At 59.9% G+C, this 24227-nt stretch carries 24 protein-coding genes; 10 read left to right on the top strand and 14 right to left on the bottom strand.

All coding sequences use genetic code 11. From position 1 onward, the window contains the following. The first annotated feature begins 150 nt into the window (after positions 1-150). A complete protein-coding gene (locus I9H07_RS00210) occupies positions 151-999 on the top strand; it encodes an SDR family oxidoreductase (RefSeq protein WP_058391007.1) in 849 nt (282 codons plus the stop codon). 81 nt (positions 1000-1080) lie between these two features. On the opposite strand, the gene I9H07_RS00205 is transcribed toward I9H07_RS00210, so the two are convergent. From I9H07_RS00205 to I9H07_RS00180, 6 genes are all read right to left on the bottom strand, one after another. Next, positions 1081-1818, bottom strand: coding sequence for a hypothetical protein (locus I9H07_RS00205; protein ID WP_236423344.1), 738 nt, complete (start codon positions 1816-1818; stop codon positions 1081-1083). Between the two features lie 55 nt (positions 1819-1873). Next, positions 1874-2254, bottom strand: a complete 381-nt coding sequence (locus I9H07_RS00200) for a RidA family protein (protein ID WP_007248293.1) — start codon at positions 2252-2254, stop codon at positions 1874-1876. A gap of 25 nt (positions 2255-2279) precedes the next feature. Continuing rightward, positions 2280-4385: a bifunctional GTP diphosphokinase/guanosine-3',5'-bis pyrophosphate 3'-pyrophosphohydrolase gene (spoT, locus tag I9H07_RS00195; RefSeq protein ID WP_024674991.1), complete on the bottom strand. Its 2106-nt coding sequence runs from the start codon at positions 4383-4385 to the stop codon at positions 2280-2282. 60 nt (positions 4386-4445) lie between these two features. Then, complete coding sequence (gene rpoZ, locus I9H07_RS00190) at positions 4446-4709, bottom strand: DNA-directed RNA polymerase subunit omega (protein ID WP_024643574.1); 264 nt, start codon at positions 4707-4709, stop codon at positions 4446-4448. 147 nt (positions 4710-4856) lie between these two features. Then, positions 4857-5501, bottom strand: coding sequence for a guanylate kinase (gene gmk / locus I9H07_RS00185; protein ID WP_007248295.1), 645 nt, complete (start codon positions 5499-5501; stop codon positions 4857-4859). Positions 5502-5514: 13 nt separating this feature from the next. Then, positions 5515-6378, bottom strand: coding sequence for a YicC/YloC family endoribonuclease (locus I9H07_RS00180; RefSeq protein ID WP_024674992.1), 864 nt, complete (start codon positions 6376-6378; stop codon positions 5515-5517). A 293-nt stretch (positions 6379-6671) separates the two neighbouring features. Between I9H07_RS00180 and rph the strand changes: the two genes are divergently transcribed. Next, positions 6672-7394, top strand: coding sequence for a ribonuclease PH (gene rph / locus I9H07_RS00175; RefSeq protein ID WP_003313989.1), 723 nt, complete (start codon positions 6672-6674; stop codon positions 7392-7394). 20 nt (positions 7395-7414) lie between these two features. Then, a complete protein-coding gene (locus tag I9H07_RS00170; RefSeq protein WP_236423345.1) occupies positions 7415-7783 on the top strand; it encodes a DUF4870 domain-containing protein in 369 nt (122 codons plus the stop codon). A 68-nt stretch (positions 7784-7851) separates the two neighbouring features. Here I9H07_RS00170 and I9H07_RS00165 read toward each other — a convergent pair whose 3' ends face one another. Further along, positions 7852-8631, bottom strand: coding sequence for an exodeoxyribonuclease III (locus I9H07_RS00165; RefSeq protein WP_024674994.1), 780 nt, complete (start codon positions 8629-8631; stop codon positions 7852-7854). Positions 8632-8713: 82 nt separating this feature from the next. On the opposite strand from I9H07_RS00165, the gene pyrE reads away from it, so the two are divergent. Together pyrE and I9H07_RS00155 are read left to right on the top strand one after the other, a co-directional pair. Beyond that, entirely contained in the window at positions 8714-9355 is a 642-nt protein-coding gene (gene pyrE / locus I9H07_RS00160; protein ID WP_024674995.1) for an orotate phosphoribosyltransferase, read from the top strand. Positions 9356-9364: 9 nt separating this feature from the next. Then, positions 9365-9997 carry a hypothetical protein gene (locus I9H07_RS00155; protein WP_024674996.1) on the top strand — a complete coding sequence of 211 codons (633 nt, stop codon included), beginning with the start codon at positions 9365-9367 and terminating at the stop codon, positions 9995-9997. Between the two features lie 245 nt (positions 9998-10242). Here I9H07_RS00155 and argB read toward each other — a convergent pair whose 3' ends face one another. Genes argB through coaBC form a run of 4 tightly spaced genes read right to left on the bottom strand, consistent with a single transcriptional unit; the run spans position 10243 to position 15485 of the window. Further along, positions 10243-11148, bottom strand: a complete 906-nt coding sequence (gene argB / locus I9H07_RS00150; protein WP_024674997.1) for an acetylglutamate kinase — start codon at positions 11146-11148, stop codon at positions 10243-10245. 28 nt (positions 11149-11176) lie between these two features. After that, positions 11177-13762: a phosphomannomutase/phosphoglucomutase gene (locus I9H07_RS24910; RefSeq protein WP_329606141.1), complete on the bottom strand. Its 2586-nt coding sequence runs from the start codon at positions 13760-13762 to the stop codon at positions 11177-11179. A 52-nt stretch (positions 13763-13814) separates the two neighbouring features. Further along, a complete protein-coding gene (gene dut, locus I9H07_RS00140; RefSeq protein WP_058392737.1) occupies positions 13815-14270 on the bottom strand; it encodes a dUTP diphosphatase in 456 nt (151 codons plus the stop codon). Between the two features lie 6 nt (positions 14271-14276). After that, positions 14277-15485, bottom strand: coding sequence for a bifunctional phosphopantothenoylcysteine decarboxylase/phosphopantothenate--cysteine ligase CoaBC (gene coaBC / locus I9H07_RS00135; protein WP_024675000.1), 1209 nt, complete (start codon positions 15483-15485; stop codon positions 14277-14279). A gap of 136 nt (positions 15486-15621) precedes the next feature. Here coaBC and radC point away from each other — a divergent pair, with 136 nt between their 5' ends. After that, complete coding sequence (gene radC, locus I9H07_RS00130; RefSeq protein WP_024675001.1) at positions 15622-16296, top strand: RadC family protein; 675 nt, start codon at positions 15622-15624, stop codon at positions 16294-16296. Positions 16297-16535: 239 nt separating this feature from the next. Here radC and I9H07_RS00125 read toward each other — a convergent pair whose 3' ends face one another. Further along, the gene (locus I9H07_RS00125) at positions 16536-18122 is read right to left on the bottom strand and encodes an ABC transporter substrate-binding protein (RefSeq protein WP_024675002.1); all 1587 of its coding nucleotides are present in this window, start codon (positions 18120-18122) and stop codon (positions 16536-16538) included. Positions 18123-18487: 365 nt separating this feature from the next. Between I9H07_RS00125 and rpmB the strand changes: the two genes are divergently transcribed. Both rpmB and rpmG read left to right on the top strand, forming a co-directional pair. After that, complete coding sequence (gene rpmB / locus I9H07_RS00120) at positions 18488-18721, top strand: 50S ribosomal protein L28 (protein ID WP_002551514.1); 234 nt, start codon at positions 18488-18490, stop codon at positions 18719-18721. Positions 18722-18732: 11 nt separating this feature from the next. Next, on the top strand, positions 18733-18888 hold the full coding sequence (gene rpmG / locus I9H07_RS00115; RefSeq protein WP_002551515.1) for a 50S ribosomal protein L33: 156 nt from the start codon (positions 18733-18735) through the stop codon (positions 18886-18888). Between the two features lie 77 nt (positions 18889-18965). On the opposite strand, the gene I9H07_RS00110 is transcribed toward rpmG, so the two are convergent. Then, a complete protein-coding gene (locus I9H07_RS00110; RefSeq protein ID WP_236423346.1) occupies positions 18966-19331 on the bottom strand; it encodes a cupin domain-containing protein in 366 nt (121 codons plus the stop codon). 234 nt (positions 19332-19565) lie between these two features. Here I9H07_RS00110 and I9H07_RS00105 point away from each other — a divergent pair, with 234 nt between their 5' ends. Both I9H07_RS00105 and I9H07_RS00100 read left to right on the top strand, forming a co-directional pair. Further along, entirely contained in the window at positions 19566-21059 is a 1494-nt protein-coding gene (locus tag I9H07_RS00105; RefSeq protein WP_058392745.1) for an aldehyde dehydrogenase, read from the top strand. 410 nt (positions 21060-21469) lie between these two features. Beyond that, a complete protein-coding gene (locus tag I9H07_RS00100; protein ID WP_329606140.1) occupies positions 21470-22645 on the top strand; it encodes an MFS transporter in 1176 nt (391 codons plus the stop codon). Here the strand turns inward: I9H07_RS00100 and I9H07_RS00095 are convergent. Next, positions 22642-24222, bottom strand: coding sequence for a phospholipase D family protein (locus I9H07_RS00095; RefSeq protein ID WP_058392738.1), 1581 nt, complete (start codon positions 24220-24222; stop codon positions 22642-22644). The two genes, I9H07_RS00100 and I9H07_RS00095, sit on opposite strands and share 4 nt — an antisense overlap. Positions 24223-24227: the final 5 nt, after the last annotated feature.

Here is a 24227-nt window from a genome sequence, read left to right as displayed (position 1 = left end):
ACGCTCACGGGGAACAAATGGGCTGCCATTATTGCAAATCGTTCTTGTTAACAAAAGCAATGTGGTAGCTTTTTTACATATCAGCGTGAATGATCCTGTTTTTAAGAAGAGTTTTACGGTGCTGATACCACCTTCATCTGGAGATTTCGAATGACTGCGCCTTCCCTCCTGATCGCTGGTTGCGGCGATATCGGCTCTCGACTCGCCACCCGGCTGATGTCGGATGGCTGGGCTGTGCATGGGCTGCGACGTACGGTTTCCGAGCTACCGGACGGGGTGATCGGCGTTGAGGCTGATCTGTTCAAGGCTGAAAAACCGGATAGCTGGCCCACTGCGCCGCTCGATTACGTGGTTTATTGCGCCACACCTTCACAGCGTGACGAAGCGGGCTATCGAATGGCTTATGTCGAAGGGCTGAGAAACGTATTGGGCTGGCTGAAGCAGGCCGGTCAGCAGCCTAAACGGGTGATCTTCGTCTCCAGCAGTGGCGTCTATGGCCAGCAGGACGGCGAGTGGGTCGATGAGCACTCGGCTACCGAACCCGGCAGCTACACCGGCACGGTGATGCTGGAAGCCGAACAGCTGGCGCTGAACAGCGGGCTACCTGCCACTGCGGTGAGACTGACGGGCATTTACGGCCCTGGTCGCAGCGACCTGTCGAATCGTGTACGTCAGGGGCATAGCGTCAGGGTCGATCCGCCGGTCTACGCCAATCGCATTCATGCCGATGATGCAGCCAGCCTGCTGGCGTACCTGCTGCAAGCGGATCAGCGCGGCGTGGCGCTGGAAAGCTGTTATCTGGGCGTCGACGACGATCCTGCCGCGCTGGCCGATGTGGTGGCGTGGATACGTGAGTATCTGGGTGTCAGCGAATGGTCGGAGGAGGTCAGCCTGCAGCGTGTCGGCAGCAAACGCTGTAGCAATGCCAAGGCGCGCGCGTTGGGATGGGCACCGGTGTACCCGGATTACCGGGCTGGCTATGCGGCTCTACTGGGGTAACACTTCAAGGGTAGAGCGAGTGCAAATCAGGAGCGCCTCGAACGGCACTCCTGGTTCATGAAGCAATGATTCATGAAGCGCTTACTGCTGTTCCAGCAACCAGCGACGTGGGCCAGGACGCAATTCAGGCATCTGGTCTGCACCGGCATTGTTCACCGCCTGGAAGATTTCCAGTTGCTTACCCTTACGGGCAAAGATCCACGGGTTACCTTTCTCGGCTTTTTCCAGCCACATGCTGTCGTATTCGCCGCTCATCGCCGCACAATCACCGGCAAGGCAGAGTGCGAAACGATCGTTTTCCGGAAGCCCCTGCACGCCGCCGTCCGGCATGAACTGAACAGTGCTGCCTTGACCATCACCCTCGACAATCGTCCACTTGCCACCCATGTAGGCGCCGTACAAGGCTTGTTCGAAGCTGCTGCCAGGCTGGGCGCCTTCAGGAGCCGGTTTCTCAGGCTTCTGGAAGTGCTGCTCAGGACCCGACTCGCTGGCGGCCTGAACCAGCTCATCGCCCTTCACGCTCAGGTCTTCGAAGAAGTTGCCGTAGAAGTCGATGTGCAGCTTGCCTTCGGCAGCACTGACGATCTTGCCTTCGCCCAGTTCGAAACCATTGGAGTAGATAGCCTGGTTGGCCTTGGTGTTGACCTTCCATTCCAGGTTGGGACCATTGGCAAGCAGTGCCTGACGCAAGTTGCCTTGTTTGACGGCAGCATCAATGGCTGTCTGGTTGATCCAGGTGCCGTCCGGGTTGCGGTCGGCTTGGCTGGCGCAGCCGCCTAAAATGACGGCGAGCAGCGAGATGACGAGCGCGGAGCGCATAACGGATTCCTTCCTTCAGGGAAAACGGAGCGCACGGCACGCCCCGTCGGGGGATTTATTCGATGACGAGAATCGCGTCCATTTCAACCTGAGCACCACGCGGCAGTGCAGCAACGCCAATGGCGGCGCGGGCCGGGTAAGGCTGCGAGAAGTAAGTGCCCATGATTTCGTTGACCTTGGCAAAGTGAGACAGGTCAGTCAGAAAGATGTTCAGCTTGACGATGTCCTTGAAGGAGCCGCCTGCGGCCTCGGCCACCGATTTCAGGTTGTCGAAGACCTGAATGATTTGCGCCTCAATGCCCTCGACCAGCTCCATGGTGGCTGGATCCAGCGGGATCTGCCCGGACATGTAGACGGTATTGCCAGCTTTGATCGCCTGGGAATAAGGGCCGATGGCCACCGGGGCTTTTTCGCTGGTGATGACAGTCTTGGTCATGAAGAACTCCTGATAATTGAAAGACTTACGCGCGCATCCGGGTGATACGAGTCACCCCGGCAAGGGCGCGCAATTTCCTGATCACGCGGGCCAGGTGCACACGGTCGTGTACGCTGACCACCAGTTGGACCACGCTGATGCGACCATCACGCTCGTCCATGCTGATTTTTTCGATATTGCCATCGGCGGCGTTGACGCTGCTGGCCAGCAGGGCGATCAGCCCACGCTGGTGCTCCAGTTCGACACGCAATTCGACGTTGAATTCGCCAGTGACGTCCTTGGCCCAGGAAAGCTGGATGCATTTTTCCGGGTTGTGACGAATTTCACTGATGTTGCGGCAGTTATCCAGGTGCACGACCATGCCCTTGCCCGCAGACAGGTGGCCGACAATAGGATCGCCCGGGATGGGCGTACAGCACTTGGCGTAGCTGAGTACCAGACCTTCGGTGCCGCGAATCGCCAGCGGACCTTCCGGGCTTGGCAACTGATCGCCTTCACCCAGCAGGCGGCGGGCGACGACATAAGCCATGCGATTGCCCAGGCCGATGTCTTCCAGGAGGTCTTCCAGCACTTCGACACGGTATTCGGTCAGTACCAGCTGGATGCGCTCCTGAGAGACCTTGTCCAGGCTGCATTCGAAACCGTTGAGAACCTTGTTCAGCAGCCGCTCGCCGAGATTGATCGACTCGGAACGGCGCTGCAGCTTGAGCGCGTGACGAATGTGCGTACGCGCCTTGCCGGTGACGACAAAGTTCAGCCATGCCGGGTTTGGACGTGCGCCGGGAGCGCTGACGATTTCGACGGTGGAGCCGCTTTGCAGCGGTTCGGACAGCGGCGCCAGCCGGCGGTTGATACGGCAGGCGATGCAGCTGTTGCCGACGTCGGTGTGTACCGCGTAAGCAAAGTCCACGGCGGTGGAGCCTTTAGGCAGCTCCATGATCCGGCCTTTCGGCGTGAACACGTAGACCTCGTCCGGGAACAGGTCGATCTTGACGCTTTCGATGAATTCCAGCGAGTTGCCCGCGCGCTGCTGCATCTCCAGCACGCCCTTGACCCACTGCCGGGCTCGAGCGTGAGTGCCCTTGGGCTGCTCGTCGTCACTGGACTTGTACAACCAGTGCGCGGCGATTCCGTTGTTGGCCATTTCTTCCATTTCGCGGGTGCGAATCTGGATTTCAATGGGCACGCCATGCATACCGAACAAGGTGGTATGCAGCGACTGATAGCCGTTAGCCTTGGGAATCGCGATGTAATCCTTGAAGCGTCCAGGTAACGGCTTGTACAAATTATGTACAGCGCCCAGTACGCGATAGCAGGTATCAACCTTGTCGACGATGATGCGGAACGCGTAAACGTCCATGATCTCGTTGAAGGCGCGACGCTTGCCGCGCATCTTCTTGTAGATGCCGTAAAGATGCTTTTGCCGCCCGCTGACATCGCCTTCGATGCCGTCAACTGCCAGGCAATGGCTCAGGGATTCTTCGATCTTGTTGACCAGCTCCTTGCGATTGCCCCTGGCGCGCTTGACCGCCTGGTTGATTCGCGAGGAACGCATCGGGTACATGGCCTTGAAGCCAAGGTCCTCGAATTCGATACGCACGTTGTGCATGCCCAGCCGATTGGCGATAGGCGCATAGATTTCGAGGGTTTCCTTGGCGATGCGTCGACGCTTTTCGCCAGACAGGACTTCCAGCGTGCGCATGTTGTGCAGGCGATCAGCGAGCTTGACCAGGATCACGCGAATGTCGCGCGCCATGGCCATGGCCATTTTCTGAAAGTTTTCCGCCTGGGCCTCGGCCTTGGTCTCGAAATTCATCTGGGTCAGTTTGCTGACCCCGTCGACCAGTTCCGCGACGGTCTCGCCGAACTGCGCACTGAGCGCTTCCTTGGCAATACCGGTGTCTTCGATCACGTCATGCAGCATCGCAGCCATCAGGCTCTGATGGTCCATGTGCATGTCGGCAAGAATATTGGCCACCGCGAGCGGGTGGGTAACATACGCTTCGCCGCTGCGACGGCGCTGGCCGTCGTGGGCTTGTTCGGCGTAGAAGTACGCTCGGCGAACCAGATTGACCTGGTCCTTGCCGAGGTAAGCCGACAGTCTGTCGGCGAGGGCGTCTATGCTCGGCAAGGCGCTACCCCCTGCCAATGGCTTTTACCCTGCGCCGTACTACGTCGACCCGGCATAGGCTTAGACGGCCTCGTTTGACTCGTCCTCGAACGCTGCAAACAATGGCTCATCTTCGACGATCTCGGCTTCTGCGATTACATCGTAGCTCATCACGCCAGCCGCGATTTCGCGCAGGGCCATGACGGTAGGCTTGTCATTTTCCCACGCCAGCTTTGGCTCTTTGCCGCCGGTTGCCAGTTGACGGGCACGCTTTGTGGAGAGCATGACCAGCTCAAAGCGGTTATCCACGTGTTCTAGGCAGTCTTCAACGGTTACGCGGGCCATGGGTATTCCTCGTAGCAAATGCGGATGCGCGATGCCCGGATGGGCGAGCGGACTCGGTAGTTTACAAGCGGACAAGGTCAGGCATCAAGCGGCAAGCCACAAACGGTAAGGTTTTAAACTGTAACCCGATGCCCGAAAAGGGCTCGATCAGGCCAGCAACTCCTGAAAAAGCTCGCTGTACTGTTCCTGCTGGTGCTGCTGGGTCAGGCGATTGGCGCGAAAAATGGCCTTGAGGTCTTCCAGCGCGCCAGCAAAATCGTCGTTGACCACGATGTACTCGTATTCGTTGTAGTGGCTCATCTCGCTGACCGCTTCACGCATCCGCGCCTCGATGATTTCATCGCTGTCCTGGCCGCGGTTGGTCAGGCGTTGACGCAAAGCCTGCTGGGTGGGCGGCAAAATGAAGATCGATCGGGCCTGCGGCATTTGCGCGCGAACCTGACGGGCGCCTTGCCAGTCGATTTCCAGAATCAGGTCGTGACCTTCATCCAGCGTCTGCTGCAAGTGGCTTTGCGAGGTGCCATACAGATTGCCGAAGACTTCGGCCTGCTCAAGAAAGTCACCATGCTCGATCATGCGCAGGAACTCGGCACGATCGACGAAGTTGTAATTCACGCCATCCACTTCACCCGGACGCATCGCGCGGGTAGTGTGCGAAACCGACACGCGGATCTTTGCCTGCGCGCCGTGCTGGGGCTCTTGCTGAGCGTCCATCAGCGCCTTGACCAGACTGGTCTTGCCCGCGCCGGACGGGGCGGAAATGATGTACAGGGTGCCAGTGATATGGGTCATGTCAGGTTTAGCCTTACTCAATATTCTGCACTTGCTCACGCATCTGCTCGATCAACACCTTGAGGTTGACGGCAGCTTGCGTGCTGCGGGGATCAAAGGCTTTGGAGCCCAGTGTGTTGGCTTCGCGGTTAAGCTCTTGCATTAGGAAGTCGAGACGGCGACCCGCCTGACCGCCAGCCTTGAGCACGCGGCGTACTTCGGTAACGTGAGTGCCGAGACGGTCCAGTTCTTCGGCGACATCGCTCTTCTGCGCCAGCAGGACCATTTCCTGCTCCAGCCGCTGCGGGTCCAGCTCGGCCTTCATGTCGGCAAAGCGATCCAGCACCTTCTGGCGCTGGGCGGCCAGCATCTGCGGCACCAGAGTACGCAGAGTGGCCACTTCCTGAACGATGACAATCAACCGTTCGTCGAGAAGTCTGGCCAGGTCGGCGCCTTCGCGGCCACGACCGCTCTTCAATTCGGTCAGCCCTTCATTGAAAAGCGCCAGTGCTTCGGCGTTCAGCGCCTGCGGATCGCTGGCGTCAGCCACCAGCACACCGGGCCAAGCCAGCACTTCAAGCGGGTTCAGCGCAGCGGGCTGCTTGATCAGACCGGCAACCGACTCGGCCGCCGCGATCAATTGAGCGGCGCGCTCACGGTTCACTTGCAGCGGCCTACCGGCGGTCTCTTCGACAAAGCGCAGGGTGCATTCGACCTTGCCGCGCGAAAGCCCTTGGCGCAGAGCTTCACGAACCGCGCCCTCCAGATCACGAAACGATTCAGGCAGGCGCAGATGCGGCTCAAGGTAACGGTGGTTGACCGAGCGCAACTCCCAACTCAGCGTGCCCTGGGCGCCGGCCCGCTCTACCCGGGCGAAGGCGGTCATACTGTGCACCATGCGAAGTACCTCTTGATTCAGTCCATGAACGCGACGAATCGGCTGTCATGGGTGTCGTGAAAGCCGACTGGCTGCAGAGGCGCAGGATTGTAGCGCAGTGCGACGCCCGCTCCCAATCCGGCAACGTGACTGGAAATGCAAAGCGCTGTAAATCGCCCGGCCCTGGCATCCAGCGCTGTTTTTGGAGCGTGCGAATCATGCGGGTTCGGCCGCCGCGAGTTTTAGAGATGCCCAGCAGCAGTTGTGGCCCCTATAATGGTCAGCAGTTTTCCGTCTCAGTACAGGTATCCCAGATGAAACGTCCAAGTGGTCGCGCCGCCGATCAGCTCCGCTCGATTCGCATCACCCGCAACTACACCAAACACGCCGAGGGTTCTGTACTGGTCGAGTTTGGTGACACCAAGGTGATCTGCACCGTCAGCGTCGAAAACGGCGTACCACGCTTCCTCAAGGGCCAGGGCCAAGGCTGGCTGACCGCCGAGTACGGCATGCTGCCGCGCGCCACCGGCGAGCGTAACCAGCGTGAAGCCAGCCGTGGCAAACAGGGTGGTCGCACCCTGGAAATCCAGCGCCTGATCGGTCGTTCGCTGCGTGCAGCGCTGGACATGTCCAAGCTGGGCGACGTCACCCTGTATGTCGATTGCGATGTCATTCAGGCCGATGGCGGCACGCGTACCGCGTCCATCACCGGCGCGATGGTTGCACTGGCCGATGCGCTGAAAGTGATCAAGAAGCGCGGCGGCCTGAAAGGCGGCGACCCGCTCAAGCAGATGATTGCCGCGGTTTCCGTGGGCATGTATCAAGGTGAGCCGGTGCTTGATCTGGACTACCTTGAAGATTCCGCTGCCGAAACCGATCTGAACGTGGTGATGACCAGTGCTGGCGGCTTCATCGAGGTCCAGGGCACTGCCGAAGGCGCGCCATTCCAGCCTGAAGAGCTGAACGCGATGCTTGCACTGGCCCAGAAAGGCATGACCGAACTGTTCGAACTGCAGCGCGCCGCGCTGGCCGACTGATACCCCAGGGGAGTCTGAAAATGAGTGACAGCTTGCAACCGTTGAGCAAACCGCCGCAAAGCGCTCGTCAGTGGGCGATGTTCTGTCACTTGTCAGCATTTGCCGGGCTGATGTTTCCGTTCGGCAACCTGCTGGGACCGCTGATTATCTGGCAGTTGAAGAAAGACTCTGACCCGTTTATCGATGCGCAGGGCAAGGAAGCGCTGAATTTTCAGATCACGGTGGCCATTGCGGCGACGATCAGCATGCTGCTGATACTGCTGGTGATCGGTTTTGCGCTCTTGACGCTGGTAGGGATTGGCGCAGCAGTGCTGGCCATCATCGCCGGGATCAAGGCCAACGACGGGGTGGATTATCGCTACCCGTTTACCTTGCGGCTGATTAAATAGCGCTCACTGCGAACAACGCGAAAAGCCGACGTCAAGTCGGCTTTTTCGTATGCGCTGCCGCCTGACTGTCAGATAGTCAGGGTCCAGTCGTAGTCCACAATCAGCGGCGCATGCTGCGAGAAGCGTGGCTGACGCGGCAGACGGGCGCTACGCACGAAGCGGCGCAAACCCGGTGTCAGGATCTGATAGTCAAAGCGCCAGCCCAGATTCAGCATCTCGGCCTGCTCGTTATCCGGCCACCAGCTGTACTGATCGCCTTCGCGACTGACTTCACGCAGGGCATCGACATAGCCCATGGTGCCGACAATCTCGTCCATCCAGGCACGTTCCGGCGCCAGGAAACCAGGAGACTGCTGGCTGTCACGCCAGTTCTTGATGTCGAGCTTCTGCTGCGCCACATAGAGCGACCCGCAGTAGATGTACTCGCGACGCTTGCGGCGCTGCTTGTCCATGTACTTGCCGAAATCGTCCATGAGCTTGAATTTCTGATTCAGGTCTTCATCGCCGCTCATCCCCGAGGGAAAGAGCAGGGTGGCAATACTGACCTTGTCGAAATCTGCTTGCAGGTAACGCCCGTACCGGTCGGCTGTCTCGAAGCCCAGCCCGCTGATGACCGCCTTCGGCTGCAACCGCGAATAAAGCGCTACACCACCCTGAGCGGGAACCTCGGCTTCGCAGGCATAGAGGAAGTAGCCATCCAGCTGAAAAGCTGGATCATCCAGTTCAAAGGTGGAGGCGCGGGTGTCCTGTAAGCAGATGACGTCGGCATTCTGAGCTTGCAGCCAACTGAGCAAACCGCGCTCGACTGCCGCCTGAATGCCATTTACGTTCACACTGATGATCCGCATAAATGGCCCCAAAAATCACGTGCGTGTATGATACCCGAGCTCAAACCAATTAGCTAAATCCGTGGTATTCGGGGCTTTTTTCATGCAGGCGTATCAACGCGATTTCATTCGTTTTGCCATCGATCGCGGTGTTCTGCGTTTCGGTGAGTTCACCCTCAAGTCCGGGCGCACCAGCCCGTACTTCTTCAATGCCGGGCTCTTCAACACCGGTTCGGCGCTGGCACAGCTGGGGCGTTTCTACGCAGCGGCAGTCGCTGAAAGCGGTATCCGCTTCGACGTGCTGTTCGGCCCGGCCTACAAAGGCATACCGCTGGCGTCCGCGACAGCCGTGGCGCTGGCTGAACATCATGGCCGGGATCTGCCGTGGTGTTTCAACCGCAAGGAAGCCAAGGCACACGGCGAAGGTGGCAGCCTGGTCGGCTCTCCGCTGGCAGGTAATGTGCTGATCATCGACGACGTGATCACTGCGGGCACTGCGATTCGCGAAGTCATGCAGATCATCAAGGATCAGGACGCGACGGCGGCCGGCGTACTCATCGCCCTCAATCGCCAGGAACGCGGCAATGGCGAGCTGTCGGCGATTCAGGAAGTCGAACGCGACTTCGGCATCCCGGTGGTGAGCATCGTATCGCTGAATCAGGTGCTCGAATTCCTCGCTGACGATCCGCAGCTCAAGCAGCATCTGCCGGCTGTCGAGGCTTATCGCGCGCAATACGGGATCTGAGGAAGGCCTATGGCAGTCGTCGGCAGGGTGCAGGGTCTGGTTTCAGGCAAGCTGAGCGCTGCGGGGCTCTGGCTCTCGCTGGGTATTCTTGCGCCCTTGGTCTCCCAGGCCGCCGACGCGCCAGAGGTTCGCCTTTATCGCTATGTCGACAGTCGTGGTGTAACGGTGATTGATACGCAAGGCGTGCCGCCCGACTACGTGGCCAAAGGTTACGAGGTGCTCAACGGGCGTGGCCGGGTGATACAGGTCGTGCCGCCCGCACCGACGGCCGAGCAGATTCGCCAGGCCGACGCAGACAAGCGCCAGGCCAGCGCCGATGCTCAACTGCTGAGCCTGTACAGCAGCGTTGCCGAGGTAGACCGCGTCAAGGCTCGCAAACTGGCCGAACTGGACGCACTGGTCGGCGTGGCCCAAGGCAACATTCAGGGGCTCGCCGCGCAGCAGCGCAGCCTGCAAGGCCAGGCCGCCGACCTGGAACGCGCAGGACGCCCGGTTCCGCAAGCGCTCATCGATCAGTTGAATGACCTGCGCGACCAACAGCAGAAGCTGCAAGCCGATATCGCCGGGTATCAGGCTGCACAGGTGAAAGCCGAAACAGACTTCGCCGCCGCCCGCGCTCGAGTGCAGCGGCTGACGCAGTAGCCGCTGCACTGCGCCGCGCCTTCAACATCGGACGCGGAGCGTCCAGAACTGCATGCCCACGCGGAGCATGGGCACGAGAATCAAAAGCCCGGACACCTCTCGTTCCGCATGCTCGCGCGGGAACGCCTCCCTAGACGCTCCACGTCAAAGATCTGCCCCGCGCTACGAGCTTAAGCCCTAGAGCAATCGCCCACAAAAAAACCCCGTCAGCGTCGGCTCACGGGGCTTTGGGTGTTACGGCTGAATCAATGCCGCTTGCGATTAGTGATCTGGGTGCCGACGCCGCTGTCGGTGAAGATCTCCAGCAAGACCGCATTGGGTACTCGACCGTCGATGATGTGCGAGCTGTTGACCCCGCCCTGTACCGCTTCCAGCGCGCAACGGATCTTCGGCAGCATGCCGCCGTAGATGGTGCCGTCGGCGATCAGGCCGTCGACCTGCTCGGTGGTCAGGCCGGTCAGGACTTCGCCCTGCTTGTTCATCAGGCCGGCGATGTTGGTCAGCAGGATCAGCTTCTCGGCCTTGAGAGCCTCGGCAACCTTGCCCGCCACCAGATCGGCGTTGATGTTGTAGGACTCGCCTTCCGGCCCCACACCGATAGGCGCGATGACCGGAATGAAATCCCCTTTGACCAGCATGTTCAGCAGACCGGTATTGACCCCAACCACTTCGCCCACCTGACCGATGTCGATGATTTCAGGCTTGGTCATTTCCGGTGTCTGGCGCGTGACGGTGAGCTTTTTCGCGCGAATCAGCTCAGCGTCCTTGCCGGTCAGACCGATGGCGCTGCCGCCATGGCGGTTGATCAGATTGACAATGTCCTTGTTGACCTGGCCACCCAGCACCATTTCCACCACATCCATGGTCTGCGCATCAGTCACACGCATGCCATCGATGAAGTGGCTCTCGATGGACAGGCGCTTGAGCAGATCACCGATCTGCGGCCCGCCGCCATGAACCACCACCGGATTGATGCCCACCGCTTTCATCAGCACGATGTCGCGCGCAAAGCCGGTTTTCAGCTCTTCGCTCTCCATGGCGTTGCCGCCGTACTTGATAACCAGCGTCTTGCCGACAAAGCGGCGAATGTACGGCAGCGCTTCGGAAAGGACCTTGGCTACATTAGAGGCGGCATCGCGTTCGAGGGTCATTCAGGGCTCCAGTCAAAAGGAAAAGCAATCAAAATGGCAGGTCGAGGTCCGGTGCAACTTTCTTCAGCTCGGCGTGGAACACATCCTTGATGCGCTGCAACTCGGCCTCGGTTTCGGCTTCGAAACGCAGCACCAGTACCGGCGTGGTATTGGAGGCGCGAACCAGACCCCAGCCCTTCGGATAGTCCACACGAACACCGTCGATGCTGGTCAGTTTGGCGTCGCCCCATTGCGCGTTTTTCTCAAGGGCTTCGATGATGCTGAACTTGGTGACATCCGTCACCTTGATGTTGATCTCGGGCGTCGAAATATCGTTCGGGAAAGTCTCGAACAGGTCTTCGGCATTGGCCGATTCCTGGCTGAGGATCTCCAGCAGGCGTGCAGCGCTGTAGATGCCGTCGTCGAAACCGAACCAGCGCTCCTTGAAGAAGATGTGCCCGCTCATTTCACCGGCCAGCAGAGCGCCGCTTTTCTTCATCTCTTTCTTGATCAGCGAGTGACCGGTTTTCCACATGACTGGACGGCCACCATGCTCACTGATCAGCGGCGTCAGGCGACGGGTGCATTTGACGTCGAAAATGATGTCAGCACCAGGGTTGCGCTTGAGTACATCCAGTGCAAACAGCATCAACAGGCGGTCCGGGTAGACCACATTACCGGCGTTGGTCACCACGCCGACGCGGTCGCCGTCACCGTCGAAAGCCAGGCCCAGATCGGCGCCGGTTTCCTTGACCTTGGCGATCAGGTCTTGCAGGTTTTCCAGCTTGCCCGGGTCCGGGTGGTGGTTGGGGAAGTTGCCGTCCACTTCTGCGAACAGGGAAATCACTTCGCAACCCAACGCTTCGATCAGTTGCGGAGCGATCACACCCGCTGCGCCGTTGCCACAATCGACCACAACCTTGAGCTTGCGCGCCATGACGATGTCGTCCTTGATCTGCTTGAAGTAGCGATCAAGGATGTCGACTTTGGTGATGCTGCCTTTCTGCGAGGTCAGGTTGTTGGTCTTGATACGCTCGTGCAGCGCCTGGATCTGCTCGTTGGCGAGGGTATCGCCTGCGATGACGATCTTGAAGCCGTTGTAGTCCTTCGGGTTGTGGCTACCGGTCAACATGACGCCGGTCTTGCCCGCCAGCACGTTGGCTGCGTAATACAAGGCAGGCGTCGGCACCAGGCCAACGTCGCTGACGTGGCAACCACTGTCGTGGAGGCCTTGAATCAGTTGCTGCACCAGCTCCGGACCGGAAAGACGACCGTCACGGCCAACGCTTACGTTAGGCTCGTTCTGCGCCAGGCTTTCAGAGCCAATCGCACGACCGATCCAGTAGGCCGTTTCGGCGTTGAGCGTATCCCCGACGACACCACGGATGTCGTAGGCGCGGAAAATAGTCTCGGGAAGTTGGGGTGCAACGGATGCTGGGCTATTCATAACGAGGGGATGCTCCGATCTCAGGAAGTCCTGGTTTTCATCGAGAAGGTCGATATCTAGAATATCGGTATCTTGAAACAGCGGATCGGTCCAGTCAGTGCGCGACGCAGCGACTGTGGGCGAAGCACTGCCTATGGTAATTTCTGCAGCGCGCTGCTCGCCCGCCGCCGAGGCAGAAACGGCCTGCGGCTGGCTGCGTAGCGAAACACGAGCAAGGGCCTGAGCCAGACCATTGAGGGCCGGCAGGCTCAAACCGAAGGGTTTGACGGCTTTTCCGCGCGAGAGTTCTTGAAGCAGCTGATCCAGTTGCCGTGCATCGGCACAAATCCGCCGCTGCAACGCCCGCTCATGAAGGTAAAGGCCAAGCAACACGCCTGCTGCAGCGCTAAACAAGGCCAGCAACAGGAGCAGGACGGGCGGTGAAGTTAGCAGCGCCGGCCCCGGCGTAAACTCGAGTTTCCAGCCCGCATACCCGGTGTCGAAGCTCTGCGGCTTGCCATCTCCAGCCTGACCGCGCTGCAGGAAAACCTGAGCAGGCGCACTGCCAAACTGTTGACTGAGGATAATCTGCCCGGCGTCGGCGGGAAGTGCCGGCACGGAGCCGAGCAGGCGTTGCATGTCGAATGCCAGCAACAACGTGCCAGCGACCGGCCGGGTTGCATCCGCTCGCACCGGCGCAACGCTGTAGATCAGCCAGCGCTCGCCAACCTTGCGGGCCTCGGGGGCAACGCTCTCGCCCTGCGCGGCCTTGTTGAGCATATCCAGCGTGGCGAAGCTGACCGGCAGCGCGCCTTGCTGATCGACGTCAGCCAGCCCCTTGGGGAAAAGCCGCGCACCTGCCACACCACTCCACTGAGTGAGCCCCGCCTGTGCCGCCACCAATGCCGCTGCGTTGTTGTCCTGCAACGCCTGAACAAGCACCGGGCCGGAGGCGGCAGCCTGAGTGTTGGCGTTGATCTGCCGCAACGTCACATTGACAGCGGCCGCCTGGCTGCCGCCCCATGCCTGGGCAAGTTGATTCTGCTGCTGCGGACCGGTCATCAGCGCGATCCAGACGATCGCCGCAGCGATGACCAGGCCGATCGCCGCAGGCACAAGACCCGGAGCGAGGGCGCCAAGGTTCGCGGCCGGAAGTGAGTGATCGGCCGGTGTAGCTTGCTTTGAAGCACTGTGCTGACTGCCTTTCACCGACCTCTCCCTGAGCCTGACCCGAAACCGGACTGTTTTTGTCGACTGACGATCAATGACTTCCGGAATGACCGAAACCGCCAGCGCCACGCTGACTTTCGTCGAACGCTTCGACCAGCTCGAAGTGCGCCTGCACCACCGGCACCAGCACCAACTGGGCGAGGCGCTCGCCGACGGCGATGTTGAAAGCGGTCTGGCCACGGTTCCAGCAGGAAACCATCAGCTCGCCCTGATAATCCGAGTCGATCAAGCCCACCAGATTGCCCAGCACGATGCCGTGTTTATGACCCAGACCGGAGCGCGGCAGGATCAACGCGGCAAGGCCTGGATCGCCAATGTAGATCGACAGGCCGGTAGGGATCAGCAAGGTCTGGCCTGGCTCGAGCACAGTGTCTTCCTTGAGCATGGCGCGCAGGTCCAGGCCGGCCGAACCGACGGTGGCGTAAGCCGGGAGCGGAAATTCGTTGCCAATGCGAGGGTCGAGGATCTTGGCTTGTAGAGCGTGCATTCGTAATTAAACCTGAGTCATGCGGTCGGCGATAAAAGTGATCAGCTGGCGAGCAATCTTGGCCTTGCTGGTCTGGGCAAAAAGCGTTGCGTGCAACGCCCGGTCAATCACACTGCAGGCGTTCTCCTCGCTGTTGAAGCCGATGCTGGGGTTGGCCACATCATTGGCGACGATCAGGTCGAGGTTCTTGTCCTTGAGCTTGCGCGCAGCGTAGTCGAGCAGGTGTTCGGTCTCGGCAGCAAAGCCGACGCTGAACGGGCGATCCGGGCGCGTGGCGATGGTGGCCAGAATATCCGGGTTACGAACCATCTGCAGCAGCAAGCCATCACCCTTTGCAGGATCTTTTTTCAATTTGTGCGGGGCGACCACTTCCGGGCGATAGTCGGCCACCGCCGCCGAGGCGATGAACAGGTCGCACGGGATCGCATCTTCACAGGCCGCCAGCATGTCGCGAGCACTGACCACATCGATACGCGAGACGCGATCCGGCGTGGGCAGGTTGACCGGGCCGGTGATCAGCGTGACCCGGGCACCGGCCTCGACCGCGGCTTCGGCGAGGGCAAACCCCATCTTGCCGGAGCTGTGGTTGGTGATGTAACGCACCGGGTCGATGTTTTCCTGAGTCGGGCCAGCGGTAATCAGGACGTGCTTGCCGGTCAGGCTCTGCCGCTGGAAGCAATCGGCGGCGCACTGGGCCAGATCGTCGGCTTCAAGCATGCGTCCGAAGCCGACATCGCCACAGGCCTGACTGCCGGAGGCCGGGCCGAATACCCGAAAGTCACGCGCTTCAAGCAGGCGGGTATTGGCCTGCACCGACGTGTCACGCCACATGGCCTGGTTCATCGCCGGAGCGATGGCGACGGTCGCATCAGTGGCCAGCACGATGGTGGTCAGCAGGTCATTGGCGATGCCTTGAGCAAGTCGGGCGATCAGGTCGGCGGTGGCGGGAGCGATCAGGATCAGGTCGGCCCATTTGGCCAGTTCGATATGGCCCATCGCGGCTTCGGCGGCCGGGTCGAGAAGGTCCAGATGCACCGGATGCCCGGACAACGCCTGCATGGTCAGCGGCGTGATGAACTCCGCTCCGCCCTTGGTCATCACCACACGCACTTCAGCGCCCTGATCGCGCAGACGACGGACCAGCTCGGCGCTCTTGTAGGCCGCGATGCCGCCGCCGACGCCCAGAACGATGCGTTTTCGATACAGCCGCTGCATAGACCTGCCTTTTTGATCGAGTGAATTACGCGACGGCCATGACGCCTCCCCAGGCCAGATCGTCGCGCAAAAAAGATGGGCTAAGATAGCACAGCGACCGCAGCGGGACAGCGGCGCCCAATCACATGGAGGTGCTATGAGTATTCGCAGTTGGCCCGCGGCAGAACGCCCGCGGGAGCGCTTGTTGGAGCTGGGAGCAGAGGCTCTTTCCGATGCCGAGTTGCTGGCTATCTTTTTACGTACCGGAGTGGCCGGAAAGAGCGCTGTAGACCTCGCGCGTCATCTTCTGAATCAATTCGGCGGGCTCAGGCCATTACTGGATGCAGACCTGTCTGCCTTTACCTCTCAGCTCGGTCTGGGGCCTGCGAAGTTTGCTCAGTTACAAGCCGTAATGGAAATGGCGCGGCGGCACATGGCCGAGTCGTTGCGCCGGGATTCAGCACTGGAAAACCCGGCCCAGGTGCGCAGTTACCTCAAGGCGCTGCTTCGCCATGAACCCCATGAAGTGTTCGGCTGCCTTTTTCTGGACACCAAGCACCGGGTCATGACCTTCGAAATACTGTTTCGCGGGACGATCAACGCGTCCTACGTGCATCCGCGCCAAGTGGTGAAGCGCGCCATGGCTCACAACGCTGCCAGCCTGATCCTCTGCCACAACCACCCCTCAGGCATCACCACGCCCAGCCGCTCGGACGTCGACCTGACCAAACGCCTCAGGGAAGCGCTGCTGCTTATCGACGTCCAGGTGCTGGACCACGTGATCATCGGCGACGGCGAGCCGCTGTCGATGGTGGAGAAGGGGTTGATGTAGCGAATTCAGGCGAGCCCGGAAAGGGAAACATGACCCGGAGCGACGACCCGCATTGCCGCAGATCGTCGTCAAAGCACCCGAACCGTAGGAGCGAACTTGTTCGCGAAGGGGCCGGTGCAGCCCCCGAAAATGAAGCGCTTGAACCATTGCCTTCGCGAGCAAGATCCCACGGCTTCAGTGCTTTCTGGACGCTCTGCGTCAGCTTTCGAGGTGACGCAGAGCGAGGCCAGACCAGCGACTTACTTGACCTGCACCTTGTAGAAATCCTGGCGTCCGAACGGGCTGACCTGATACCCCGTCACGTCCTTGCTGACCAACGCTGATGCCGTCGGGTGAGCGAGGGGGATCCACAGTGCCTGTTGCTGGATCTGTTGCTGGGCCTGGTGATAAAGCTTGCTGCGCACGGCCTGATCGCTGGTGGATTTGCCATCGGTGATCAGCTTGTCCAGCGTCTTGTCGCAATAACGGGCGAAATTGGTGCCCGATTGCACGGCAGCGCACGAGAACTGCGGCGTCAGGAAGTTATCCGGATCACCGTTGTCGCCCGCCCAACCCATGAACAACAGATCATGCTCACCGGCCTTGGCGCGTCGAATCAGCTCGCCCCACTCAATGACCTTGATTTCAGCATCGATACCGACCTGCTTCAGGTCAGCCTGCAACAGTTGGGCACCCTGCGTAGGGTTGGGATTCAGCAGGCTGCCGGAAGGCCGCGTCCAGATAGTAGTTTTGAAACCATCCTTCACACCCGCCTTGGCCAGCAACGCTTTGGCCTTGGCAACATCGTGCGGGTAACCCGGCAGATCCTTGGCATAACCCCAGGTGTTGGGCGGGTAAGGGCCGTTGGCGGCTTCGGCGGTGCCTTCGAACACCGCTTTCAGGTAGTTGTCCTTGTCGAACGCCAGGTTGAGCGCCTGGCGCACTTCCGGCTTGTCGAACGGTGGGTGCTGGCTGTTGATCGCGACGAACGCGGTCATGAACGCTTCGGTCTTCTCGACCTTGAGCGAATCGATCTTGCTGGCGGCCTGGATATCCAGAGGCTTGGGGGAGAGGGCGATCTGGCATTCGTTCTGACGGAGTTTCTGCAAACGCACATTGGCGTCCGGCGTGATGGCGTACACCAGCGTGTCGACATCAGACTTGCCGGCGAAGTAGTCCTTGAACGCTTCATAGCGCACCACAGCGTCTTTCTGGAAACGCTTGAAGACAAACGGCCCGGTGCCGATCGGCTGGCTGTTGAGCTTTTCCGGAGTGCCCGCTTTCAGCAGTTGCGCGGTGTACTCAGCCGAGTAGATCGAAGCGAAACCCATGCTCAGTGTGGCGAGAAAGGTCGAGTCAGCATGATTGAGCGTAAAGCGCACAGTGTGCGGGTCGGGCGCTTCAATACGCTTGATCAGCGCAGGCAGCTGCATGGACTGCGCGTGCGGGAAGCCGCTTTGGGCAATCTTGTGCCAAGGGTTCTGCGGGTCGAGCATGCGCTGGAAGCTGAACAGCACATCGTCCGCCGTCAGTTCGCGAGTCGGCGTGAAGTAGTCCGTGGTATGGAATTTCACCCCGGAACGCAATTTGAAATCGTAGGTCAGGCCATCGGCAGACACGGTCCAGCTTTCTGCCAGGCTCGGCACCAGCTTGCCGCTCTTGGCGTCGAAGTCCACGAGACGATTCATCAAGACATCGGCCGATGCATTGGTGGTGGTCAGCGAGTTGTACTGTACAACGTCAAAACCTTCAGGGCTGGCCTCGGTGCAGACGGCGAGACTGGATGCCTGAGCTGCAATCGGAAGCAACAGCGGGACCAGCAAAAACGGGAGTGCAGCTAGACGCATGGCGATATTTCCTGTTCAGAAAGGGGCCCATCTGCCGGTGCAGTCTGGTGAGGGACTTACCCTAGACTATGTGCTGACACAGAACAATCGTCATGGCGCGACGAGCGGTCGGCTTCCCGGCGCCCCCGCCAATGCTTGAGCGCACAGCAATGCAAGGGCTGCCCAGTTGTACTAAAGTGCTTTGCCTGTTGTTGCGCCACAGGGTTTCTGGTATAAAGCAGCGCTCTTTTCTAGGGGCCCGGTTCCTTCACTGTAGGTGTAGCCGGTAAGACCCTTAAAGAAACGCGGCGCCTGGCGCCAAATGACTGAGAGATTAAGCGGCCAACCCATGCCGGGTTGGGCATGTGGTTTTAGAGGGCTGAGGCATGTCGAGAGTATGTCAAGTTACCGGTAAGGGTCCGGTGACTGGGAATAACATTTCCCACGCAAACAACAAAACCCGTCGTCGTTTCCTGCCAAACCTGCAGCATCACCGCTTCTGGGTTGAAGGCGAGAAGCGTTTTGTTCGTCTGCGCGTATCTGCTAAAGGCATGCGTATCATCGACAAGCGTGGCATCGAAGTTGTGCTCGCTGAACTGCGTCGCGACGGCAAAATTTAAGGGAGAGAATCATGCGTGAGTTGATCCGTTTGGTGTCGAGCGCTGGTACAGGCCATTTCTACACCACCGACAAGAACAAACGTACTACCCCGGATAAAATCGAAATCAAAAAATTCGATCCGGTTGTACGCAAGCACGTGATCTACAAAGAAGGCAAAATCAAGTAATTGATTATGTCGGCTACAAAAAAACCCACCTTCCGGTGGGTTTTTTTGTGCCTGCCATAAAATGAGAAGCTGCTGGCTCAGCCTGCTTTAGCCTCGAACACCACATAAATCTTGCGGCACGCTTCCAGCACTTCCCATGTCCCTTTGAAGCCTGCCGGAATCACGAAGCGGTCGCCTGCGCGCAGGGTTTTCGCGTTGCCCTGCTCGTCGCGCAGGACTGAAACACCCTGCACAATCTCGCAATACTCGTGCTCCGAATAATTCACCTGCCACTGCCCGGGCTCACCATTCCAGACGCCTGCACTCATCTGGCCGCAGGGGCTGTTGTAGTGGTTGTAGAGAGTCTGAGCCGGATCGCCCTTGAAGACTTTCTCCGCCGCAGGACGATAATGTTCGGCGCTGGTGCTGGCTTCGCTGAAGTCGACGATGCTTGCGATACTCATGATGACCCCTTGTCTTGAACACGTTGACGATTTGACGAACAAACCCGGCAATAGTGCCTTGGCTACTGATCTCGACTGTTTAATAAAATCAACAAAAAAGCGCTCTAACGGCTATCTCTGTCAAATATATTGGTTTTGACCCGTCGGCTGGTTTAGGGTGATGCCTGCCCTGAACTTCAGATTGTGTCTGCAATCCATCATGACACGCCAACACTCAAAGAGGAGGACATGCCGATGACCACCCTGACTCGTACTGACTGGGAACAACGTGCCCTAAATTTGAAGATTGAAGGCCGCGCCTTCATTCAAGGTGAGTACACCGCTGCCGCCTCCGGCGAAACCTTCGACTGCATCAGCCCGGTCGATGGCCGCCTGCTCGCCAAGGTCGCCAGTTGCGACGCTGCCGATGCCCAGCGCGCCGTAGACAGCGCTCGCAGCGTTTTCGAATCAGGCGCCTGGTCACGCCTGGCCCCGGCCAAACGCAAGGCCACCATGATCCGTTTCGCGGGGTTGCTTGAGCAGAATGCTGAAGAACTGGCCCTGCTTGAAACGCTGGACATGGGCAAGCCGATCAGCGACTCGCTCGGTGTCGACATACCCGGCGGCGCCAGGGCCTTGAGCTGGAGCGGCGAGGCTATCGACAAGCTGTACGACGAAGTGGCCGCAACGCCCCATGATCAATTGGGTCTGGTGACACGCGAACCGGTCGGCGTAGTCGCCGCCATCGTGCCGTGGAACTTCCCACTGATGATGGCCTGCTGGAAGCTCGGCCCTGCGTTGTCTACCGGTAACTCGGTGATCCTCAAGCCGTCAGAAAAATCCCCGCTGACCGCGATCCGTATTGCGCAACTGGCTATCGAGGCCGGTATTCCGGCAGGCGTGCTCAACGTCTTGCCAGGCTATGGCCACACCGTAGGCAAGGCGCTGGCCTTGCACATGGATGTCGACACCGTGGTGTTCACCGGTTCGACCAAAATCGCCAAGCAGTTGATGATCTACGCGGGCGAATCGAACATGAAGCGCGTCTGGCTGGAAGCTGGCGGCAAGAGCCCGAACATCGTATTTGCCGATGCGCCGGACTTGCAGGCCGCCGCCGACTCCGCTGCCAGTGCGATTGCGTTCAACCAGGGCGAAGTGTGCACTGCCGGTTCACGCCTGCTGGTCGAGCGCTCCATCAAGGATCGCTTCCTGCCGATGGTGATCGAAGCGCTGAGCGCCTGGAAGCCCGGCAACCCGCTGGACCCGGCGACCAACGTCGGTGCGCTGGTCGATACCCAGCAGATGGACACGGTGCTGTCCTACATTGAGGCCGGTCACACTGACGGCGCCAAACTGGTCGCAGGCGGCAAGCGCATCCTGCAGGAGACTGGCGGCACTTACGTTGAGCCAACGATTTTCGACGGTGTGAACAACGCGATGAGAATCGCTCAGGAAGAGATCTTCGGCCCGGTACTGTCGGTGCTCACATTCGACAGCGCCGAAGAAGCGATCCAGATCGCCAACGACACGCAATACGGCCTGGCCGCTGCGGTGTGGACCTCGAACATTTCCAAGGCACACCTGACCGCCAAGGCATTGCGCGCGGGCAGCGTCTGGGTCAACCAGTACGACGGCGGCGACATGACCGCACCATTCGGCGGTTTCAAACAGTCGGGTAATGGTCGTGACAAATCACTGCATGCGTTTGATAAATACACCGAACTGAAATCCACCTGGATCAAGTTGTAAGTCCGCTCTTGAATATGCAGCGCGGCGCAGACCTGTGACGCGGAGCGTCACGCAAGGCATGCCCACGCCGGAGCGTGAGGAACGATAGGCGTCCGAAAGAATACCTATTGTGCCCATGCTCCGCGTGGGCACGCAGTTCTGGACGCTCTGCGTCCGCTCTTGAATGTGCCAGCGCGGCGCAGATTTGTGACGCGGAGCGTCACGCAAGGCATTCCCACGCTGGAGCGTGAGGAACGATAGGCGTCCGAAAGAACACCTATTGTGCCCATGCTCCGCGTGGGCATGCCGTTCTGGACGCTCTGCGTCCAATCCTGAATGTGCAGCGCGGCGCAGATTTGTGACGCGGAGCGTCACGCAAGGCATGCCCACGCTGGAGCGTGAGGAACGATAGGCGTCCGAAAGAACACCGAATGTGCAACGAGGGTTGCAGGAGCTTCAAAATGCGTTGGGGTACTTACTTTGCCGTGCTGGCGTCGGTATTGGGCGTCGGTCTGGCAATGGGCGTCAGCATGCCGCTGGTTTCATTGCGCCTGGCAGGCTGGGGCTATGGCTCATTTGCCATCGGCATCATGGCGGCGATGCCCGCAATAGGCGTGCTGGTGGGGGCTGCACTGGCCAGTCGCCTGGCCGCACGCTTCGGCACAGCCAATCTGATGCGTCTGTGCCTGTGGACCGGGGCTGTATCGGTCGGCGCGCTGGCGCTGTTGCCGTACTACTGGGTCTGGCTGGTTCTGCGCCTGATGCTCGGGGTGATTCTGACCATCGTTTTCGTCTTGGGCGAAAGCTGGATCAACCAACTGGTGATCGAGCGCCTGCGCGGGCGACTGGTCGCGCTGTATGGCAGCACTTATGCGCTGAGCCAACTGGCAGGCCCGTTACTGCTGGGGGTTATCGGTACGCAGGCAGACTATGGCTTCTGGATCGGTGTGCTGTTGCTGGTCGGCTCGCCTTTTCTGCTTCTGGGACGAACCGGCGCACCGTCGACCGAATCCTGCAACGTCACCTTCACCGATCTGCTCGGCTTCTGTCGCGGCATGCCCGCCATTGCCTGGGCGGTGGCGCTGTTCGCCGCGTTTGAAGCGTTGATCCTGACGCTATTGCCGCTCTACTGCATACGCCATGGCTTCACCCCGGAAATCGCCCTGATCATGATCAGCGTCGTGGTGGTCGGCGACGCGCTGCTGCAACTGCCAATCGGCATGCTCGCCGACCGCATCTCGCGGCGCGCGATGTTCACCGGCTGTGCGTCGTTGCTGCTGGCGTCCAGTCTGCTGGTGCCGCTGCTGATCGACACCGTTCTGATCTGGCCGCTGTGGACCGTGTTCGGGGCCAGCGCTGGCGGGCTGTTCACCTTGTCGCTGATCCTGATCGGTGAGCGTTATCGCGACGACGCGCTGGTGCGTGCCAACGCGCACGTCGCTCAGCTCTGGGGCATCGGCTGCCTGATCGGGCCGCTGGCAGCAGGTGCAGGCAGCCAGTGGGTCAGCGGAGAAGCCTTGCCGCTACTGATGGCGGCGGGCGCGTTCGGGCTGTTGATTCTGATCAGGCGGCGCGGCGCTTTCGGCACACAGGCTGCACCCGCCTAAAGCATTCTTTCAAGACCGATGGCGCGGCTCATCCACGCATTGAAACGCCGCCACACGTCGCCCGGCTCTGTGTGCAAGGTGTGGATCCGGCCGTTGTCTTCGGTCACCCACACCACCTTGCCGTCTTCCAGCCGAGCCTCGTAAGTGAGCGATGGCGCCATCCCCTGCAAGGTCAACTCACGCAGCTCTTCGGCCAGTTGCGGACTGTCGACCAGCACCCCGACTTCGGTGTTCCACAGCACCGAACGCGGGTCGAAGTTGAACGAGCCGACGAACACCTTCTGCCGATCAAAGATCATCGCCTTGCTGTGCAGGCTCGACTCGGAACTGACCAGCGAGTGGCTTTTCTTGAACAAATGAGGACCGCTGCTGCGCATGGTTTCGGTATCGCCGGGCTGACGGCGCAGTTCAAACAGCTTCACCCCATGCTCCAGCAGCGCCTTGCGATACGGTGCGTAGCCACCATGCACAGCGGGCACGTCGGTAGCTTCCAGCGAATTGGTCAGCAGGCTGACCTTGACGCCTGCATCGGCACGGCCAGTCAAGTACAGCAAGCCTTCCTGACCCGGCACGAAGTAGGCGGAGATCAGCATCAACTCCTTGCGCGTGTTCAGCAGCTCCGGCGCCAGTTGCGTGGTCAGTAACAAGTGCGGGTCCGGCTCGCCCTGCGCCAGCACTTTGGTCGGTGCATCCCACAAGGCCTGGTTGTAGGCCCAGACCAACTCGTTGAGCCAGGTTTTCATGCGTGGCTGAGTCTTGTAGGCCATCAGTCGCTCATAAAGTGCCTTATGCTGCTGGTGCGCCTGTTCCAGCGAGTCGTCCAGCTTCTTGCGGGCTTCGGCCAGGTCCTGGCCGTCCGGCAGGAAATACATGAAGTCACCGATAGGCTTGCTGAGCGTGCTGTTCCAGTACTGATCGAAACTGTGCCCCAGCTGCTCGGCGACCGGGCCGACACTCAGCATGTCGATATCGGTGAAATTCAGGTTCGGCTCGGCGTCGAAATATTCATCGCCCAGATTGCGGCCGCCGACAATCGCCACGCTGCTGTCGGCCAGCCACAGTTTGTTGTGCATGCGCCGGTGCTGACGCGACAGGTTCATCAGGCGTCCGAGGCTGCGCGTTATGCCGGTCTCACGGCCCAGGTTCTGCGGGTTGAACAAACGGATCTGTATGTTCGGATGTGCCGCCAGCGTGGCGATTGCCTGATCCAGGCCGTCGCTGGTGGTGTCGTCCAGCAGGATGCGCACGCGAACGCCACGGTCAGCCGCCTTGAGCAGCTCGTCGATCAGCGCGCGCGTGCTCAGGCCGTCATGGACGATGTAGTACTGCAGGTCAAGACTGCTTTTGGCATTACGGATCAGTTCGGCGCGCGCCTTGAACGCATCACTGCTGTCAGGCAGCAAGCGAAAGCCCGAGCGCCCTTCGTGCGGCATCGCCATGGCCTGAATCGAACGGCCAAACGCAGAGCCCGAGGGCGGCATGGCCTGGCTCGGCTCGCCAGCGATCTGCTGATGTGCGCAACCGCTGACGCACATCGCAACCAGCAAGCAAAAGGGCAAGGCCCATGAGTTATTCAAATTGA

The organism is Pseudomonas syringae, assembly GCF_023278085.1.
In the GTDB taxonomy this organism is placed as follows: Bacteria; Pseudomonadota; Gammaproteobacteria; order Pseudomonadales; family Pseudomonadaceae; genus Aquipseudomonas; species Aquipseudomonas syringae_Q.
Note: the sequence above shows the minus strand (reverse complement) of the source record. Positions and strands in the feature narration are given on the sequence as shown.